The sequence below is a fragment of the Agromyces sp. Marseille-P2726 genome (genome assembly GCF_902809835.1).
GTDB lineage: Bacteria > Actinomycetota > Actinomycetes > Actinomycetales > Microbacteriaceae > Agromyces.
Genome location: NZ_CADDWM010000007.1, coordinates 85,148 through 103,866, shown reverse-complemented (window position 1 = coordinate 103,866; position 18,719 = coordinate 85,148). Strand labels below are relative to the sequence as shown.

15 protein-coding genes are annotated in these 18,719 nt (G+C 68.9%); 7 read left to right on the top strand and 8 right to left on the bottom strand.

Annotated elements, in window-relative coordinates; translation table 11 throughout:
• Positions 1-21 precede the first annotated feature (21 nt).
• The gene (locus tag HUS56_RS02135; protein ID WP_254431240.1) at positions 22-966 is read left to right on the top strand and encodes a S9 family peptidase; all 945 of its coding nucleotides are present in this window, start codon (positions 22-24) and stop codon (positions 964-966) included.
• Here HUS56_RS02135 and HUS56_RS02130 read toward each other — a convergent pair.
• Both HUS56_RS02130 and HUS56_RS02125 read right to left on the bottom strand, forming a co-directional pair.
• The gene (locus tag HUS56_RS02130) at positions 924-2,141 is read right to left on the bottom strand and encodes a glycosyltransferase (RefSeq protein WP_173921775.1); all 1,218 of its coding nucleotides are present in this window, start codon (positions 2,139-2,141) and stop codon (positions 924-926) included. The genes HUS56_RS02135 and HUS56_RS02130 overlap by 43 nt on opposite strands.
• Complete coding sequence (locus HUS56_RS02125; protein WP_173921773.1) at positions 2,138-2,842, bottom strand: hypothetical protein; 705 nt, start codon at positions 2,840-2,842, stop codon at positions 2,138-2,140. Before HUS56_RS02125 ends, HUS56_RS02130 begins: the two co-directional genes overlap by 4 nt.
• Positions 2,843-2,924: 82 nt before the next feature.
• Between HUS56_RS02125 and HUS56_RS02120 the strand changes: the two genes are divergently transcribed.
• The 4 genes from HUS56_RS02120 to HUS56_RS02105 are packed head-to-tail and all read left to right on the top strand — an operon-like array spanning position 2,925 to position 9,452.
• Positions 2,925-4,979: a glycosyltransferase gene (locus tag HUS56_RS02120; protein WP_173921771.1), complete on the top strand. Its 2,055-nt coding sequence runs from the start codon at positions 2,925-2,927 to the stop codon at positions 4,977-4,979.
• On the top strand, positions 4,976-6,160 hold the full coding sequence (locus HUS56_RS02115) for a glycosyltransferase family 4 protein (protein WP_173921769.1): 1,185 nt from the start codon (positions 4,976-4,978) through the stop codon (positions 6,158-6,160). The genes HUS56_RS02120 and HUS56_RS02115 overlap by 4 nt, the downstream gene beginning before the upstream one ends.
• Positions 6,157-8,325 carry a glycosyltransferase family 4 protein gene (locus tag HUS56_RS02110; RefSeq protein ID WP_173921768.1) on the top strand — a complete coding sequence of 723 codons (2,169 nt, stop codon included), beginning with the start codon at positions 6,157-6,159 and terminating at the stop codon, positions 8,323-8,325. Before HUS56_RS02115 ends, HUS56_RS02110 begins: the two co-directional genes overlap by 4 nt.
• Positions 8,322-9,452, top strand: a complete 1,131-nt coding sequence (locus HUS56_RS02105; RefSeq protein WP_173921766.1) for a glycosyltransferase — start codon at positions 8,322-8,324, stop codon at positions 9,450-9,452. Before HUS56_RS02110 ends, HUS56_RS02105 begins: the two co-directional genes overlap by 4 nt.
• Before the next feature lie 98 nt (positions 9,453-9,550).
• Here the strand turns inward: HUS56_RS02105 and HUS56_RS02100 are convergent, their stop codons facing one another.
• Positions 9,551-10,576, bottom strand: coding sequence for a MauE/DoxX family redox-associated membrane protein (locus tag HUS56_RS02100; protein ID WP_173921765.1), 1,026 nt, complete (start codon positions 10,574-10,576; stop codon positions 9,551-9,553).
• 112 nt (positions 10,577-10,688) lie between these two features.
• On the opposite strand from HUS56_RS02100, the gene HUS56_RS02095 reads away from it, so the two are divergent.
• Positions 10,689-11,849 carry a glycosyltransferase family 4 protein gene (locus tag HUS56_RS02095; protein ID WP_173921764.1) on the top strand — a complete coding sequence of 387 codons (1,161 nt, stop codon included), beginning with the start codon at positions 10,689-10,691 and terminating at the stop codon, positions 11,847-11,849.
• Positions 11,850-11,968: 119 nt separating this feature from the next.
• On the opposite strand, the gene HUS56_RS02090 is transcribed toward HUS56_RS02095, so the two are convergent.
• Entirely contained in the window at positions 11,969-12,343 is a 375-nt protein-coding gene (locus HUS56_RS02090; RefSeq protein ID WP_173921763.1) for a hypothetical protein, read from the bottom strand.
• Between the two features lie 330 nt (positions 12,344-12,673).
• Positions 12,674-13,822: a hypothetical protein gene (locus HUS56_RS02085; RefSeq protein ID WP_173921762.1), complete on the bottom strand. Its 1,149-nt coding sequence runs from the start codon at positions 13,820-13,822 to the stop codon at positions 12,674-12,676.
• A gap of 376 nt (positions 13,823-14,198) precedes the next feature.
• On the opposite strand from HUS56_RS02085, the gene HUS56_RS02080 reads away from it, so the two are divergent.
• Positions 14,199-14,984: a glycosyltransferase gene (locus HUS56_RS02080; RefSeq protein WP_254431239.1), complete on the top strand. Its 786-nt coding sequence runs from the start codon at positions 14,199-14,201 to the stop codon at positions 14,982-14,984.
• A 6-nt stretch (positions 14,985-14,990) separates the two neighbouring features.
• Here HUS56_RS02080 and HUS56_RS02075 read toward each other — a convergent pair whose 3' ends face one another.
• The 3 genes from HUS56_RS02075 to HUS56_RS02065 form a co-directional block, all read right to left on the bottom strand.
• Positions 14,991-15,800, bottom strand: coding sequence for a hypothetical protein (locus HUS56_RS02075; RefSeq protein ID WP_173921759.1), 810 nt, complete (start codon positions 15,798-15,800; stop codon positions 14,991-14,993).
• Positions 15,801-15,892: 92 nt separating this feature from the next.
• Positions 15,893-17,023, bottom strand: a complete 1,131-nt coding sequence (locus tag HUS56_RS02070) for a glycosyltransferase family 4 protein (protein ID WP_173921758.1) — start codon at positions 17,021-17,023, stop codon at positions 15,893-15,895.
• Positions 17,024-17,095: 72 nt separating this feature from the next.
• Entirely contained in the window at positions 17,096-18,610 is a 1,515-nt protein-coding gene (locus HUS56_RS02065) for a polysaccharide biosynthesis tyrosine autokinase (RefSeq protein ID WP_173921757.1), read from the bottom strand.
• Positions 18,611-18,719: the final 109 nt, after the last annotated feature.

The following is an 18,719-nucleotide window of genomic DNA, read 5'->3' as shown; positions in this document are numbered from 1 at the left end:
GAGACGTCGAGGGAGACCGCCGTGAAGCTCACCACCCACCTGAACACCGCCGCCACCTCGGCCTCGGTCGCCGCCATCCGCGCCGCCGACCGCGTCTCACCCGAGCTCGCGGGCCGGGTCGCGCTCCCGCTGTTCCGGCAGGTGCGCCCCGCGCTGCCCGTGCGACCCGGCGACCGCGCGGTGCACGAGACCGCCGAGCGCAGCAGCCTGACCGCGCGAGGGCGCGAGATCGTCACCTACTCCTGGGGCCACGGGCCCGAGACCGTGCTGCTCGTCCATGGGTGGCGTGGTCGGGCCTCGCAGTTCGGACCCATCGTGCGCGAGCTCCCCGCCGAGGGGTTCCGTGTGGTCGCCTTCGACGCGCCGGCCAACGGGGCGTCGAGCGGCCGGCATACCGACATCCGCGACTACCTCGCCGCGATCGACGAGTTGCAGCGGCGGCACGGCATGTTCCGGGTCGTCGTCGGGCACTCGTTCGGGGCGCTCGCGGTGCTCACCGCCACCCGGGAGGGTCTGGCGACGGGTGGGGTCATCACGATCGCCGGCATGGCCGATGCACGCCACCTGGTCGACTCCTTCGCGGCCCGGGTCGGCATGAGCGCGGCGAGCGCCGACGCCCTGGGCCGGCGGTTCGCCGCCCGTGTGCTGCCAGACGAGCCCGACTTCTTCGGCCGCTTCGACGCGGTCGCCGATCCGCTCCCGGCGGGCATGCCGCTCCTCGTAGTGCACGACCGAGGCGACCGCGAGGTCGCCGTCTCGGAATCGCTGCGGCTGCACGCGGCGCACGGCGAGCGGTCGCGGCTCGTGCTCACCGAGGGCGCCGGGCACTCCCGTGTGCTCGGCGTCGATCCGACACTCGACGCGGTCACCGCGTTCGCGGTCGGCGGGCTCGACGGGCTCGATGCGGCCGGGGTGGTGCGGGCTCAGGGCGTCGAGCGCGACGCCGAGCGAAGCACCGTCTCGTAGAACTTCTCGTGGGCGCGCGTCACCGCTGCGTCGTCGAGCAGACCAGGGGTGACGGATGCCGCGGCCGCGAGTCGCGCGCGAAGCGCCGCGTCCGCGTCGAGTCGACGTAGCGCCATCGCGAGCGCATGGACGTCCCGCGGCGGTACGAGCAGTCCGTTCACGCCGTTGGTGACCCACTCGCCGGGTCCGCCCTCGTCGGCGGCGACGGTCGCCCGTCCGGCCGCGAGGTACTGGAGCACGTTCTGCCCGAGCGGCTCGGCCCTCGTCGAGGCGTGCACGGCGACATCCCACCGAGCAAGCAGGCCATCGATGTCGTCGACGTGACCGAGGAAGTCCACCTGGTCGGCAACCCCCAGCTCGCGCACCCGCCGGCGGAGGTCGTCGAGGTGCTGCTCGTGGCCGAATGGGGCATCGCCCGCGAACTGCAAGCGCACGTCCGTTCCGCGGTATACCCGGGCGAACGCCTCGAGGAGCACGTGCTGGCCCTTCCACGGATCGATTCGAGCGAGCATTCCCACGGTGCGCACCGGTGCCGACGGGTCGGGCGGCGGGACCGTGGCGGCGCCGGGCCGGAGACCGGACGCGCTCGGGATGGCCTCGATGAGCGCGTCCGGTCGCACGTAGGCCCTGGCGGATTCCAGTGTCGCCCGCGAGTTGGCGATGATGCCGTCGGCCCGGGGCAGCACCACGCGGGTCATCAGGGCGTGACCGGCACGACCGAGGGACTCGATGTCGACCAGATCCCGCACATGCACGACGAATGGCTTCCGCGAGCAGCGGGCGGCGACGGCACCGTACGCCGCGGCCCTCGCGCTGTTCGCGTCGACGATGTCAGCGCTCCGGAACACGCGCGAGCACCGCGTTGCGACGGCCTGTGCGATCACCCGAAGCCCGCTCGACACCGCCATCACCGCGCCGCCCGCACTCACTCCTGCGGGTTGCCGGACGCCCGAACGTCGCCGCGGTACGCGTGCGGGAAGCGCGTCGTACACGCCGAATCCGGTGCGCTCGGTTCGCGCCAGGAGGAGGTAGGGAGCCCAACCCGGGTCGGCTTGCAGCATGCGCAGCAGAGCGAACTCGGCGCCTCCCGTGGCATCCGTGTGATCCAGATGCAGAACTCTGATCCGCGGCCGCGCCTCCGCCGACGGACGGTCGGAATCCGTCCGCGAGCTCACGCCTCCCGCCGCCCTCGGGGGCGCGCACGAACTGCGACGGACGCCGATCGGCCCGGGGCGTCGTCGAACGAGAACTCGGCAGCCGCGGCTGCCTCCGCATATGCGGCGATCTCGGCATCGGGCATGCCGAAGAGCGCACCGGCGATCTGGGCGAGCGCCGGCACCTCCTCGCGCACCATGGTGCGGTAGGCCGCTTCGTCCCGACCCTGCGGATCGATGATGTCGTCGTCATGTGCGCCGAGGCCGGCCGTCGACCGGTTCGCGGATGCCGCGGCCACGCGTGCACGGATCTCCGCGACCGAGCCCGGGGCTCCATCGGCGGGAAGCGAACTGAGGATGCGTCCGGCCTCGCGAATGGTGAACGTCGATCTCAGCGCTGACGGCACCAATCCGAGCACGTCGTCGCGCTGACTGCTCGCGGCGGCCAGCACGAGGTCGGCGTCGCGGATCATCGCCTCCGTGATCTGCCGCGCCCGATGAGCCGACCCCTCGGCCCCGAGCGCCGCAATGATCGCGCGTGTACGACGACCGATGGAACGCCCCACCGGTGCACCGAGTCCCGCACTGGTGATGGTGATGCGCTCGGCGAGCGGAGCCGGCGCGTACCACTCGACCCACTTCTCCAGCAGGGCCCCGCCGAGCGCCGACCGATTGATGTTGCCGGTGCACACCACGAGCACCTCGAATGACTCCGAATCCACCCCGCTTCCTTCCCCCGACCAGGCCAAGACCCGACCCGCTGCGCAGTTAGGGTTTCCAGAGGAGTCTATGTAGGGGGTCCGCTTGCGCGTACTTCGCGTCTCGCACAGCGCCGTCGTCCACGAGTGGCGCGGTCGCGAACGCGCGCTCACGAGCCTCGGCGTCGACGTGTCGCTCCTGAGCGCGAGACGGTGGCATGCCGGCGGCGCTCCGGTCAGCCTCCGACCCCTGCCAGGCGAACGCGTGCACGGTGTCGCGACGATCGGGCGCCACCCGGCGCTCTTCCTCTACGACCCGCGACCCATCTGGCGCGCCCTCGGTGAGGAGTGGGATGTGATCGACGTCCACGAAGAGCCGTTCGCGCTCGCGACGGCCGAGCTGCTGCTCCTGCGAGCCCTCCGACGCCGTTCGCGCCGCACGCCGGTCGTTCTGTACACCGCGCAGAACCTGCGCAAGCGCTACCCCGTGCCGTTCCGATGGTTCGAACGGTGGGCGCTGTCCGCGGCATCCGGCATCTCGTCCTGCAACGCCGAAGCTGCCCGAATCGCCGAGGAGAAGGGCTTCGCGGGTCGCGCACGCGTCATTCCACTCGGCATCGACGAACAGCGGTTCAGGCCCACGGATGCCGCGGCCGCACTGAACCCCGGCGGTCGAGGAGCGACGCGAAGCGACGCGTCTCGAGGCCTCGACCGGATCGTCGTCGGCTTCCTCGGGCGGCTCGTGCCCGAGAAGGGCGTTCTCGTGCTGCTCGACGCCGTCGCACGCGACCCGCGCCTTCACCTGAGGATCGGCGGTTCCGGACCGCTCGCCGGCGAACTCGTCCGCGGCGCCAGGGAGGCGGGAATCGGCGACCGCGTGGAGACGGCGGGCCCGATCGATCCGGCCGAAGTGGTCGCCTTCTACCGCAGCCTCGACGTGCTCGCCGTGCCATCGCTCCCGACCCCCTCGTGGACGGAGCAGTTCGGGCGAGTGGCGGTCGAGGCGATGGCCTGCGGCGTGCCGGTCGTCTCGAGCGACGCAGGCGCGCTGCCCGACGTGGTCGGTGGCGCGGGCCTCGTGGTCGGAGCGGGCGACGCGGGTGCCCTCAGCGACGCGCTCGTCGAGGCCGGCGCCGGCGGCGCGAGGTCGACGGAGCTCCTGGCCAGCGGCTTCGCCCGGGCCGCCGAGTGCACGTGGAGCGCGGTCGCACTGGGCTACCTCAGCCTGTACCGATCGGTGCGGCACGAGGCATCCCACCGCGACGCCAGCGGTCACGAGGCATCCGCACCGCCCGTCGAGGTCGTCGTCGTCGCCTACGGCGCACCCGAACTGCTGCGCCGCGCGCTCGAGCCCATCGCCGAGCTGCCGGTCACCGTCGTGGACAACTCGTCGATGCGCGAGATCGCCGCGATCTGCGACGATCTCGGTGTGCGCTACCTCGATCCCGGCCGCAACGGCGGATTCGCGGCGGGCGTGAACGTCGGGCTGAGCGATCGGCTCGCGCCGGATGCCGACGTGCTGCTGCTCAACCCCGACGCGGTCATTTCCGCCCACAACGTCGCGCGGTTGCACGGCGCTTTGCGCGCTGACGCCGACCTCGCAAGTGTCGGCCCGGCTCAGGTCGACGACGACGGCACGCCTGCCCGCGTGGACTGGTGGCTACCGTCGCCGAGCGGGACATGGCTCGAGGCGATCGGCTTGGCGCGCCTGCGGCGTGACCCGACCTACGCGATCGGCTCGGTGCTGTTGCTGCGCGCAGAGGCACTCGACCAGGTCGGCGGGTTCGACGAGCGATTCTTCCTCTACGCCGAGGAGGCTGACTGGGCGTACCGCGCTCACCGGCTGGGATGGCGGCACGCCGCCGTGCCGGAGGTCACGGCGGCGCACGTCGGCGCTGGCACCGGCGGCGACCCGAGACGGCGGGAGGTCCACTTCCACGCGTCGCAGGAGCGGTACCTGCGCAAACACTACGGCAGTCTCGGCTGGCAATGGGCGCGCCTCGGCCAATGGGTCGGCGCCATGCTCCGATCGGTCGTGCTGCCGGGCGAACGCGGGCATGCGGCGCGCAAGCGGGCGGCGTTGTACCGCCTGGGCCCGGTGCGCGTGGAGGCGCGCTACCTCGCACGGGCACACAGCAGGGCCGAGCGAGCCGCCGCATGACCCGGATCGTGCAGATCGTCAATCGGGTCGGCCCCGGCAGCGGCGTCGCCGGGGTCGCCTGGAACCTCGAGCAGCAGTTCCGTGCGCTCGGCGTGACCGTCGAGCGATTCACCTACCAGGATGCGCGCCGTGGCAAGGTCGACCGACCGTGGCCGACGACTCGATGGCGAGCGCGCCTGGCGGGCGGGTGGCGCCAGGTGTGGTTCAGCACGGTCGGCACGAAGCGCGCACGGCAGTTCCTCGCGGAACGCCGAGATGCGGTCGCGATCTGCCACAACAGCGTCATGGCGGGCGACATCTTCGTCAACCACGGGGTTCTTCTCGCCCTGATGCGCGCACGGGGCCGCTCCACGTGGGAGATGTACCGCAATCCCGTGCACGACTTCATCTACCTCCGCGACCGCATCCGCTACCGCGGACGAACACACCAAGCGGTCGTCGCCCTCTCTCAGGCGGCCGCGGCGGAGCTGCGATCGACGTATCGCCGCGTGCGCCCGAGGGTCGTGGTCATCCCCAACGGCGTCGACCTCGACCGGTTCTCCCCGCCGAGCCAGTCGGAGCGGCGAGCGGCGCGTGAGATGCTGAATCTCGGTGACGAGGAGCGGGTGGCCATGTTCCTGGGTCACGAGTTCACGAACAAGGGCGTGTCCTTCGCCATCCGCGGGCTGCTGCACGCGGAATCCGTGCTGCTGCTGGTCGTCGGGGGCACCGATGAGATCATCGCGGCGGGCAAGGCTGAGGCCGAAGAGCTCGGCGTCGCGGAACGGGTGCTCTTCGTCGGACCGAGGGGTGATCCGAGGTCGTTCCTCAGTGCGGCCGACCTGTTCGTACTGCCCAGCGCGTCCGAAGAGAACGCACTCGTGGTGCTCGAGGCCCTCGCCTCTGGTCTCCCGGTCATCGCGACCCCGGTCGGCTTCGCGCCCGAGGTCATCGTCGACGGCGCGAACGGATTCCTCGTCGAGCGTGACGGCCGCGCCGTCGGTGAACGCATGCGGCAGCTCGCAGCCCTCGATCGCACCGAGCTCGCCGAGTGGGGTCGCCGGGCGCGTGAATCCGTCGAGCCGTACGGATGGCGCGGCGTCGCCGAGCGTTACCTCGAACTCGCCGAGGAGCTGCTCGCCGAACGCGAGCGCGGCAGCTCGTCGCATCCGAGGCATCCGGTCGCAGGGCGCAGCGGATGACGCACATCGTGCAGATCGCTCCGTCGATCGGTGCCGGGAGCGGCGTCGCCGGAGTCGCCTACGCACTCGAACGCGAGTTCATCGCGGCCGGCGCAACAGTCGAGCGCTTCACGGCCGCTCAGGCCGGCGGGCCGCCCAGAAGCTTCCGAGGCCGCACACCCCTCGCCACCCACCTCACTCGGGCACGCAACGTCATCTGGTTCAGCACGGTCGGCACGCGGCGAGCGCGACGGTTCCTCGCTGCACGCCCTCACGCCGTGTCGATCACCCACAACGACGTCATGGCCGGCGATGTCTACGTTAATCACGGGCTCCTGCAGGCCGCGATGCGCGCCCGCGGCGACTATGCCTGGCGCATGGTGCGCAACCCGGTGCACCTGTTCACCGCGGTGCGCGACCGCATCCGGTATCGCGGTCGCACCCACCGCGCGGTCGTCGCGCTGACCACGAACGAGGCCGAACTGCTGCGGTCGACGTACGGCCGAGTGCGCGCACCGATCCGCGTCATCCCGAACGGCGTCGACACCGAGCGGTTCAGGCCGCCGGATGCCGCAGAGCGGGCGCAGGCTCGATCGAACCTCGGCGTCGGCGACGACGCCACGATCGCGCTGTTCATCGGCCACGAGTTCGAGCGGAAAGGGCTGCCCATCGCCATTGCGGCGTTGCGCTCGGCACCCGACGAGCTGCTCCTCGTGGTCGGCGGATCGCCGGACATGATCCGGAGGGCACAGGAACAGGCGCGACGCGCCGGCGTCGGAGCTCGAGTTCACTTCGCCGGCACGCACCGCGACCCCATCCCATTCTTCTGGGCGACGGATGTGCTCGTGCTGCCGAGCGCCTACGAGGCGAATGCGCTCGTCGTGCTCGAGGCGCTCGCGTGCGGTCTCCCGGTGGTGTCCACACGCGTCGGCTTCGCACCCGACGTCATCGTCGACGGCGAGAACGGGTTCCTCGTCGAGCGCGACGCCGCGGCCGTCGGAGCCCGTCTGCACGAGCTGTCGCAGACGGATGCCGCAGCGTGGCGCATTCGGGCCCGGCACACGGCCGAGCGCTACTCCTGGTCGCGCGTGGCGCGGCAGTACCTCGACCTCGTGGAGTCCCTGAGCGCCGATCGAGCGGCCGCGAACAGTGGTGCGCTGCGGATCCTGCACGCGATCCGCTCCGACGGCTTCTCGGGCGTCGAGCGCTTCGTCCTGCGCCTCGCGCTCGCGCAGGCGGCAGACGGCCACCGCGTCACGGTGATCGGCGGCGCCACCGACCGGATGCGTCCCGCCCTCGAGGAGGCCGGCATCGACCACGTGCCGGCTGCACGCACGTTCGAGGTCGCACGCGCGCTGCGGCGGCTGCGCCGCGGCGTCGACGTGGTGAACACGCACATGACCGCGGCCGACGTTGCGACCACCGCGGCGTTCTGGTTCACACGCCGCTCACGCCGACCCACCATCCTCGCGACCCGGCACTTCGCGAAGGCCCGGGGGCGGGTCGGGCCCGTGGCGATCGGCCCGCTGGTGCGAAGACGCATCGACGGCCAGATCTCGATCAGCCGCGCAGTCTCCGACGCCGTCGACGGCCCGAGCACGGTCGTGCACTCGGGCATCGAGAACCGCGCGCTCCGTCACACCGGGGTGCGGGATCGGATCGTGCTCATCGCGCAGCGGCTCCAGCCGGAGAAGCGCACCGATGTGGGGGTTCGGGCATTCGCGGCATCCGGCCTCGCCGATGACGGCTGGAGCCTCGAGATCGCGGGCGTCGGGCCCGAACGCCAGGCGCTGGAGGCGATGGTGGACGAGCTCGGCATCCGCCCGGCGACGCGATTCCTCGGGTACCGTGACGACCTGCCCGACGTCATGGACCGCGCCGGCCTGCTGATGGCGCCGTGCCCCGTCGAGGGGCTCGGGCTCACGGTTCTCGAAGCGATGGCCGGCGGACTTCCCGTCGTCGCCGCCGGCGCAGCCGGTCATCTGGATCTGCTTGCCGACCTCGACCCGCGGACGACGTTCGAACCCGATGATGTCGACGAGGCGGCGCGGAACCTTCGCTCCCTCGCGGAGGATGACGAGGGTCGCGAGGCGCTCGCGCACGCGGCACGTCAGCGGCAGCAGCGCGAGTTCTCCCTGCGTTCGCAGGCCACCGCGACCGAGGCGGTCTACCGGAGGGCGAGATGACCGACCTCGTCGTGGTGTCGCTCGAGGCGTGGGACGACGTGTGGCGGCGCAATCAGCACCTCGTGGCCGGCCTCTTGCGATCCGACCCCTCCCTGCGCGTGCTCTTCGTCGAGCCGCCGGCCGACCCGACGCACGACCTGCGGTCTGGGCGGCGTCCGTCATTCGCGCACGGCGTTCGCGAGGTTCCGGATGTCGCGCCAGGCCGGCTCTTCACGATGCGCGCCGTGAAGTGGATACCGCGCCGGCTCGACTCGCGCACCGATGAACGTCTCGCGCGCGCCGTGATGCGGGCCGCCGAATCTCTCGGCATGCGGCATCCGTTGCTCTGGATCAACGACCCCGGTACAGTCGCGCTGGCCGAGCTCTCGGGTTGGCCGACCCTTTACGACATCACGGATGACTGGCTCTCTGCCGACCGCCCGGAGTCGGAGCGTCGCCGCGCCGCGGTGAACGAGGCCCGGCTGCTCGACATCGCCCGCGAGGTCGTGGTCTGCTCACCCGAGCTGATGCGGCGCAAGGGCGTGACCCGGCAGGTAGAGCTCATCCCGAACGCCGTCGACGTCGAGGCGTACCGGCGTCACACGCCTCGACCTGCCGATCTGCCCGACCGCCCGGTGGCCCTCTACCTCGGCACCGTGCATCCCGACCGAATCGACATCGACCTCTGCGAGGCGACCGCGCGCGCGCTCGGCTCGTCGGGAACGCTGGTGCTCGTCGGGCCCAACCTGCTCGCACCTGCCCAAGCTGCGCGCCTGCGCGACGCGGGCGCGCGGCTGCTCGGGCCACGCCCTCGCGACGCCGTCGTCGGCTACCTCCAGCACGCCGACGTGCTCGTCGTGCCGCACGTAGTGACCGAGTTCACCGACAGCCTCGACCCGATCAAGCTCTACGAGTACCAGGCGGTGGGCCGCCCCGTGGTTGCGACCTCGGTCGCAGGGTTCCGGGACGCGGATGACCCGCGCATCACGATCGCATCGGGAGACGCGTTCGCGGCGGCGGTCGCCGCTTCGGTGCCGGCGTCATCGCACTTCCCCGATGGAGCGGACGCGACCGTCGCCGACTGGAGCGACCGCGTCGCCGCGATGGGCGAGGTGGTGCGGCGTCTGGACGCCGCAGCACCAGGCTGAACCCGGGCGAGACGGCGGGCCGCCATATTGAAGCGCTTCATGCAGGAGCGTCACCCACGACGCCAGCGGCGCACTGCGCTCTTGAGGAGTACGTTCCGCTACACCACTGCGGGTGGTCGCTCTCCATGCAGACTCTCGTACACGTCCCCAATGAACTCGGAGATCGAATCGAATCCAGTAACCGGGCCCCCGGCGAGGAGCCCGTCGGCACCAAGCAGCACGGCTGTCGGCGTCTTCCAATCCGCAATCGATGCGCTCACGTAGCCGCGCGGATCGTGAAGTGATTGTGGTTCGGACATCTCAGCAAGCTGTCCGTCGTGCGGTTCGTACTGAAGCAAGAGCCGGATATCGACCTCGGGCAGCGTCCTCCGCCACTCGGAGACGTTCTCGATTACCGGTATGCACGGTCCGCATGTGGGCGTTACCGCAAGCAACAAGATCGGGCGCTTCGACGCGAGCTGGCGCAAGTTCACCAACGTGCCGTCGGCCAGCGTGACCGGAACCGCCGGCGTGCGAGTGCGAATGTAGTCGAGCTCGCCGTCGGCATCGGTCGCGTTCATGGCGGGCGCCGAAGGAACGAGATCCTGCGCGGTCAGCTCGCCGCTTTGCGGCAGTGTGGGCCAGGCGATGAGGAGGACGGTTACCGCAACTGCCCCCGAACTCACTACCCATACCCACTCCTGGGCTTCCACAGCGGCGACAGGGCCGCCGAACGTCGGGTTCATCCAGCTCATGGCGAGGGCGGCCACGGCGATCAGCACCAGCCAGGCATTTCGGACAACGGTGATCCGTGTCACGGGCTGAGTCGTGCCGAAGCATGCGCATGCTGCATCGGGCAGCTTCTGCAGCGCTTGCAGTACGAGCACGAGGTACGTGGCCAGCAGGACTATGCCGGCTGTGGCTGCCAAGAAGCCGAGCATGCCGCCGAGCAACGCGTACGCGAGAGCCAAGACCATTTCAGCCCAAGGATGCAGCCGCAGCAACCACGTCTGACGCAGCTGTGCCGGCACGCCCAAGTCCGCCCAACTGCGCAGAGTGTCGGGATGCCGCAGCTTCGCGATCCCGCTCCAGAGGAAGACCGCTGCGAGGATTAGTGGCGGCACGATCGTCAAGGGCCCTGGCACCAGCAGATTCTATCTGACCATCCCCGGCTAGGGTTGCAGCAGGCGCACTTCGCTGCGGGGGTACGAATGGTCAAGGCTACGCCCGCACAGTGTTCCGTGGAGGAACAGCCAGATGCACATTGTTCAGATCGTGCCCATCATCGGGCCGGGCGGCGGGGTCTCCGGAGTTGCGTGGCACCTCGAGCACGAGTTGCGTGCTCTCGGGCACACCGTCGAATCGTTCACGTACGGCACCGCTCGCCGCCGAGCAGCGCGACGCATGCATCGTCCGAGCTTGTTCCGCGCGTTCGCGCTGTTCCGGCGCATGGTGTGGTTCACCATTTTCGGCACAGCGCGGGCGCGGCGTTTCCTCGCCGAGCGTCCAGGGGCAATATCGATCTGTCACAACAACGCCATGGTCGGCGATGTCTATGTCAATCACGGAGTCGTAAGCGCGGCTATGCGGGCACGTGGCCACGGGTTATGGCGCATGCTTCGCAACCCAACCCACCCGTTCACGTTCGTCCGCGACTACATCCGCTACCGCAGCCGCATACACAGAGCGGTCGTTGCGCTGTCGGCGTCCGAAGCCGACACCCTTCGCCGGACCTACGGTCAAGTTCGCCCGCCGATCGCCGTGATCCCCAACGGCGTTGATCTGGACCGGTTCCGCCCGCCTACACTCGCCGAACGGGCCAAGGCCCGCGAGGTGTTCAGTCTCGACGACGACGACCGAGTCGTCTTATTCATTGGCCATGAATTCGAACGCAAGGGGCTCAACTACGCGATCGAGGCACTAGCGCACGCGCCCACGGTGATGCTTCTGGTGGTGGGAGGAGACGCCGCTTCCATCCCCAAAGCGCGCGCGCTGGCAGAGAAACACGGTGTTGCTGAGCGCGTGCTGTTCGTCGGGCGCCGTCACGATCTTCCGCTGTTCTTCGCGGCTTCCGACATTTTCGTTCTGCCCAGCGCTTACGAGGCCAACGCGCTCGTCGTGCTCGAAGCACTCGCGTGCGGACTACCGGTGGTCGCTACTCCAGTGGGATTCGCGCCCGAGTTGGTCCACGATGGTGAGAACGGATTCCTCGTCGACCAGGACCCCGTCAAGATTGGGAACCGGTTCGAGGAGCTCGCCGCAGGCGACCCGATCGCTTATCGGGGTCGTGCACGGGCAAGCGTACAAGACCGCGGTTGGGACACCACCGCGAAGCGATACGTTGCACTGCTCGAGAGGATCGCTTCTGACAGCGGCGCATCATCCGCGCGGACGGCTACGAGCGCGACCGGGCCGTGACTAGCCTCGGACACATCGTGCATGCAGCGGTGCCGGCCAGTCAGCGCCTGCTATCCACGCACATGGTCGATGAGATCCTCTCCGTTGCTCCGGGTGTTCCGGACCAGCGCGAAGGCTCGCTAGCAGGCGTCGTTCGGCGGCGACGTGGGCGAGTATGCGGCGCTGTTCAGCACGACAGCACAGCCGTTGCTCGGGTCCAACCACTGCCACGGGATGTACTGACTGGTGTTCGGGCTGGACCCGAACTCGTTCGAGAACACCCAGAACATCAACGTAGAGCCTGCTGGCACACAAACACTGTTGTTGGCCGCACCACACGGGAGGGGCGCGCAGGAAGCTACCTTGACGTTGCAGTTGATCGGAGACTGCGGATAGGCCACTCCGACGTTGTTCACTCCGATCGAAGCGCCACCATTTCCATTGCTGTCGGCGCCAAAGTTGTAGTCGGTAAACTGAATGACGAGGTCGGAGTCGGTGGGGTTGGAGACGGTCACCGGAACGCCATAGGACTGCTTCTGGATACAGGCAGTCGTGCAACTATTGCCGGGGTTCTTGATGGCGTTGCCGAAGTCGAAAACCGGGGGGGCACCGGCGATGCTGCAAAGGCTGGGACCGGCGCAGCTATAGCGATCGCCGGGACGGACCAGGCCATCGCCTTCGCAACTGTGCGGCGGCTGATCCCAGGCTTCTGTTCTTCGAGGTCACTCACGGTTGGGCCTTTCCTATGGTGGATGGCGCTGACCCCCAGGGTCGGGTTTCTCAGCCAACTGTAGAGGCTACAGGGGCAATTCGTCGAACGCTACTGCCCCCTCGTTCCGGGGGGTTCAATCACGGACGAGGATCTGCATCTCAACCATGCTGGCCAATGCGCGGGCGACGACCTCGGCCACATCGACACCCGCGGGTGGCTCCGGAAACGCTCTGAGCGCGACCTCGAGCAGCTTGCTTTCGGTAAGTCCGTCGGCCGCGAGCCAGAGTGTCGGCCCTATGCCGACGAGCACGACCGCCTTACCCGGCACGAGCACGATCAATGCGTCATCGACGAGGAGCGCATCGAGACAGGTTGCTCTCCAGTACGCGCCCGGCTGGTTCGATGCTGAAGCACCCGGGCGGGTTTCCGCAGGGCCCAAGAGACCCTCGCATCCCCGCTGGGACATGCTCGAGATATCAGTGAGCATCGGCGTATCGTTGTCGACTTCGCTCAGCACCTCATCCATGAGTGTCGGCAGGGTGGATGCCTCAGAGTAGACGATCCGTCGCACGCCGCCGGTTGAGAGAATCGCCTCTGTCAACGTTCGGAGCGGGTGTTCGAGCGCCGAAAGGTGACTCGTCTGCGGCACGAGTTCTGCCAATGCGTCGACGATCTGAACCGACTCGACGAACGGTTGGTCGGCCTCGGGCCGCCGGTCGAGTAGCACGAGCGCCACCAACCGCAGATTGTCGGCTGGCGCCCCGCGGAGCCCGAGCATCGACGCCGGCTCGGTGGTCTTCACACCGGGCCGCGACCCGATCGACAGCGGCTTCGGGTAGGCGATGACGGAACCATCGGCGCGCACCGCCAGCGTCTCATCGGTCACGTAGCCGTACGAGCGCCCGAGGGCTCGGGCGGCGGTGGTCTTTCCTCGGCCGGATGGCCCGACGAACCCGATCACGCGCCCATCGTCGAGGGCCACAGCGCTCGCGTGGAGCATCAGCGCGCCGCCACGGAGCCCACCGATGGCGCCGAGCGTAACCTCGGTGGTTATCCGCTGGGCGAGCGACGTGGGCGAATCGGCCTTGACCACTTGCGTACCGGCGGACACCGAGTGGACGCCAAGGCCTGCCCGGATGACCAGATCGGCCTCATCTTCCCCGTCGGGGACAAGATCGACCCAGTGCGCCTTGATCGCCTCGCGGTCGGCCTGGCTCAGCGAGTCATCGAGTTCGATGCGGACGGTGCTCGCAAGCGCGCGTACGTTGAAGGTGGTCGGCATACGCGGAGCCTACCTTCCGGCGGACGACGCATCGCCGTCTCGCCTAACCTTGATACCGCCAGACGCCCTGACGAGTACGGAGGAGGCGACCATCGGCCCAGATGCCGCACGCCCGAGGCTGACGCTCGCGACCATGGCGACCGACAGCCCGATGGGTGCGCAGGTCTACCAGGAGCAGGTGGCAGCAAATGCTGCATCGGCGCTCCGAAGCGTCGACAATCGTGACTGGGGCGTTCGTCGGATCGTTGCGCGCTCACTCCGCTCGAGGCTCCCAGGCAACCGCCGGTTGCCGATGGCCCGAGTCGTCGGGGCATCCGCTGGTATGCGGCGTGAGGTCGGAAGACTGTTGTACGGCCGCGACACGGTGACGCACCGAATGAACCTCGAACTGCCGCCAGCGCCGGGCGTTGATGTGATCACGATCCACGATGTCGTTGCATGGCGCTTCCCCGACGAGTCGCCACCGGTGCCCGCGGCGATCGGGGAGGCCCGGCGGGCGGCCGCGGTGATCTGCGTCTCCGAGTTCAGCGCCCGGGAAGCGGCCGAGTTGCTGGGGATCACCGAGCCCCACGTGGTGCACAACGGCGTCGAGGATCGATTCTTCGACGCAGATCCACTGCCCAGCGGCACCCGTAGATCGTTCGGAATACCCGAGGAGTACGTGCTCCACGCCGGTGGTGCATCCCGCCGGAAGAACCTCGAGGCGCTTGCCGAGGCCTGGCCGCTGGTGCAGCGAGAGCGACCGAGCCTCAGTCTCGTGCTCACCGGTCCGACGCATCGACGTCGCAATGAACTCTTCGATGGAATGCCCGGCGTCGTGCTCGCCGGACGCCTGCCCGACGAGCTCATGCCAGGGGTCGTCGCAGCGGCTGCAGCGGTGGTCGTCCCTTCCCTCTACGAGGGATTCGGCCTGCCCGCTCTCGAGGCGATGGCGGCCAACGTGCCTGTCGTCGCCGCGGCGACGAGCTCACTACCCGAAGTGGTCGGCGACACCGGTCTCCTCGTCGACCCGACCGGCCCCGGACTCGCCAGCGGGATGCTCGACGCGACGCGCGGCGATTCGACCGGCGCGCTCGTCCGGGCGGCGCGTGAACGAGCTGCTCACTTCACGTGGAAACGGTGCGCCGAGGAACACGCCCGTGTGTGGGCGTCGCTGGCCTGACCGATGTCAGGCGCGGCCAACGAGCATTCGCGGTACGTCTCGTGGGAATCGTCCGGGCGCGCGGACGGCATCGGGCAGCTGTGCCGCCGAAGCCTCGAGCGCGTCGCAAGCCGCGTCGACGGTCTCACGAGGCGAGGTTGCGGTCGACGCGACGAGGTCGGCGAGCGACATCTCTGGATCGAATCGCACGAATCGCGTCGCGCTCGGCGTGACCACCGACTCGTAGTCGTGGAACTTGAATGGGCCGCCGCCCAGTGGTGGCTCGAGCGTGGTCCATACGGCCGGGATCCCATACGCGTCGGCCGTCACGAGCCCATGCAGCGACGTGGTGATGACGGCGCCGCTCGCCCCGATCTCCCGCACCACTCGCTCCGCGCGCTGGTGCACGTTGACGACGCGAACCCGGTACCCGGCGGTCTCGGCGAGCGCGAGGAACGGCATGTGCGATCGATGGTGACCGTGGGGCACGAGCGCGACATCCCACCGCCGTACGGGCCGCGGTCGCAGACGCCCGACGAGGATACCGGGATCACCGAGCGCGACATCGTCGGGCGCTCCGACCAGTTCCCGCGTCAAGTGCCCGCGCACCGCGAGCACCCGCGCGTGCGGCAGGGCGTGTGGTTCGCCGAGCATGAGGCCGCTGCCCCAGACCACGCCGTCCCAGTCGGCTGGCAGGAACTCGAGAATGCTTCCGACGCCGGCGAGGCGCGCGCGCGAGGCGACGCGGTGAATCGGCAGTACGCCGTAGTTCGGCAGGAGCCACGGGGTGAGATCGTCGCCGAAGTTCGGATGCCCGTCCCACCAGTGCGCCGGCACTACAACGCCACCGCGCCACATCGCTGGCCGGGTCGAAGCAGTCGCGATACGGCGGAGTTGACGGAGTCGACGTGTGAGCGGGCCTGAGTAGTTCATCCCGCTCCTGAATTCGGTGCGGATGCCGCCGCGTACAGCTCCTCGTAGGCTTCCGCCACGCGCGCCCACGTGAATTCGCCCACCCGCTCGCGTCCAGCGGCAACGAGCTGCGACCGCAGTCGCTGGTCGACGCTCACTCGCGTCACGGCCTCACCGAGGGCTACCGTGTCGACCGGGTCCACCAAGATCCCATCGACACCGTCGTGGACGAACTCGGGCGCACCGCCCCGATTCGTCATGACGAGCGGCGCTCCGCTACGCCACGCCTCGAGCGCAACGATGCCGAAGGCCTCCGTGCGACTGGGAACGACCACGGCGAGGGCGTTCGACATCACGCCAGCAACTGCCGCGGTATCCAGTCGACCAGTGAACTCGACGCGGGACCCCAGACCGAGGTGATCGGATTGCTCCTCAAGTCGAGACCGCTCGGGGCCGTCACCGACGATGACGAGTCGGATGTCGCGGTCGAGGTCTGCACGTGCGAAGGCGTCGATCAGCAGGTCGAAGCCTTTCATGCGGCCCAGTCGGCCGACGCCGAGCAGGTAGCGGCCGCTGCGAGCCGGCTTCGCGGCGCTCTCGGGAGCGTCGAGAACGACGCCGTTCCGCACCACCGTCCCGCCGTTCAAAGCATGGTTCGCCCGTAGGTCGTCGAGGACGAACCGCGACGGTGCCGTGACGTGCGTCGCGGACCTCAGGCTTCGTCGCAGTGCCGACCGGAGCAGCGCCGACCGCTCGAACAACGCGTGGTCGTCAGCAATGGTTTCTCCATGCGACGTGATGATGAGCGGGAGCTTGAATCGCCGGCTCACCGCGAGCGCGTACGCACCGTTCGGCCCGAAACAGTGTACGTGCACCACATCGGGTTGGAACTGCTGTCGTGCAGCGGTCCAGTGCCGCCAGGCTGACGGAAACCGTAACAGGAACCGGAGCACTGCGCCCGGCGACGCGGCAGGGAGCGGCGTCGGAAGGTAACGCACCATCACGCCCTCCACCTCCCTGGCGCCGAGCGACTCGCCACGATCGACAGTCCACACTTCCACCCCTACGCCATCGCTTCGGAGTTCACGAGCCACCTGGCGCACGTGCTCCTCGACGCCGCCGACGTACGGTGTGTACGAAGAGCTCACGAGCGCCACACGCGCTCGCACCGAGCCGACCGCGTCAGCGTGGGTTATGCCGGGAGTCCGCTGATCCACGCGTCAGTTGCGACGGGCGCCCCGACGCGACGCCGCGGGAGTCTCGCTGACAAGGACGTCGAGATCGGAATCAGACTCGCTTGGAAGCGCGGCCGGCGTCGGCGGCTCGGCAGGAAGTAGCTTTGCCGTCGCTGCGGAGGGCTTGTAGTCGCGCCGATACTCGTACGAATATGCGGCTGCGTCGGCTCCACGCAGCGGCGCACGGTTCAACACGACGCCGAGCGGCCGTCCTCTTGCTTTCTTCAGGGTGTCGAGGGCCTTGTCGAGCAGATCGAACGTCGTCTTCCGAAGGGTGACGACGATCAGCGCGCCGTCGGCCTGATGGGTCAGCACCGCGCCATCCGTCACCGGAAGGAGCGGCGGCGCGTCGATGATCACGGTCGCGTGCTTGGTGAGATCGGCGATCAGTGCGTGCATGCGCTCGGATCCGAGCACTTCGCTCGGGTTCGGAGGTACGCTTCCTGCCGCGAGCACCAAGAGATTGCTCGACTTCGGCGTTCGTTGCAGCACATCGACGAGAGTTGCCCTTCCGGCGAGTACGTCGCTGAGCCCCGCACCTCCTGGAAGCCCCATGGTCTTCGCGACCGTCGACCTGCGCAGGTCGCCGTCGACCAGCACCACGGTGCTCCCGCCGGCCGCAAGGGTCAGCGCGAGATTGCACGCGATGGTCGACTTGCCATCGCCCGGGAGCGGACTGGTGACCACGATCGTCTTCGGCGGGTGGTCGACGTCCATGAACTGAAGGTTGGTTCTGAGCGCGCGCAACGCCTCCGAGACGGCGAACGTGTTGTTCTTGCCGTTCGAATGCGTCGAAGATTCGACCAGGCGGTGCTCGCCGTCGAGGCCCGGCACGATCGGGATGGTTCCGACGACAGAGACGCCGGTCCGCGCCTCCACGTCGTCGCCCGCGCGGATGCGTCTGTCGGAGACTGTGCGGATCATGGCGAACGCGATGCCGAAGCCGAAGCCGAGGATGCCCCCGACGATCACGGCGGTCTGCACGTCGGGGAAGCTCGGTGATGCAGGGAGCGACGCCTCGTCACCCGGAAGAATGGTGACGGGAGCCGAACCAGGACTACCGTCACCTTCGATTTCGTCGATCTGGACCTTCATCGCGTCGATCCATGCTTCGGCGAGTGCCCGAGCTTCCTCAGGCGACGCGCCCTGCGCAGAAACTCTGATGAATGTCGTGTCGGGCGGGTTCGAGACCTCGATGCGATTCACGAGCTGTTCAGGCGTGGTGTCGAGATCGAGCTCCTCGATCGCGTCCTCGGCAACGGTGCGCCAACCAGCGATCTCGAGGTACGTCGCGACCTTGGAGCGAGCGAGCGAGTCACCGAGCGTCGAAGTGCCGAGATCCTCGACGCCGGTCGACGAAACGTAACCACTCGCACCCGCGACGTAGACCGGCGTCTGAAGCAACGTCCAGCCATACCCCGCACCCGCGCCGACAATCGTCATCAGGAGGATGGCGATCCAATGTCGGCGCAGACCACGCAGGTAGTCGCGGAGCTCCATGCAACCCTCCGGTCAGCTGTGCGCCCGCCTCAGAGGGCTGAGCGTATTCGAGATTGGCTCAATGGTATGCCAACGGACTTCGGCGCGGGTCCGCAGTACAACCAGGTGC

Bases quoted from the DNA above. Each gene is read 5' to 3' on its own strand.
- HUS56_RS02115 (WP_173921769.1), top strand. From the start codon at position 4,976: ATGACCCGGATCGTGCAGATCGTCAATCGGGTCGGCCCCGGCAGCGGC.
- HUS56_RS02065 (WP_173921757.1), bottom strand. From the start codon at position 18,610: ATGGAGCTCCGCGACTACCTGCGTGGTCTGCGCCGACATTGGATCGCC.
- HUS56_RS02105 (WP_173921766.1), top strand. From the start codon at position 8,322: ATGACCGACCTCGTCGTGGTGTCGCTCGAGGCGTGGGACGACGTGTGG.
- HUS56_RS02110 (WP_173921768.1), top strand. From the start codon at position 6,157: ATGACGCACATCGTGCAGATCGCTCCGTCGATCGGTGCCGGGAGCGGC.
- HUS56_RS02080 (WP_254431239.1), top strand. From the start codon at position 14,199: ATGAACCTCGAACTGCCGCCAGCGCCGGGCGTTGATGTGATCACGATC.
- HUS56_RS02085 (WP_173921762.1), bottom strand. From the start codon at position 13,822: ATGCCGACCACCTTCAACGTACGCGCGCTTGCGAGCACCGTCCGCATC.
- HUS56_RS02095 (WP_173921764.1), top strand. From the start codon at position 10,689: ATGCACATTGTTCAGATCGTGCCCATCATCGGGCCGGGCGGCGGGGTC.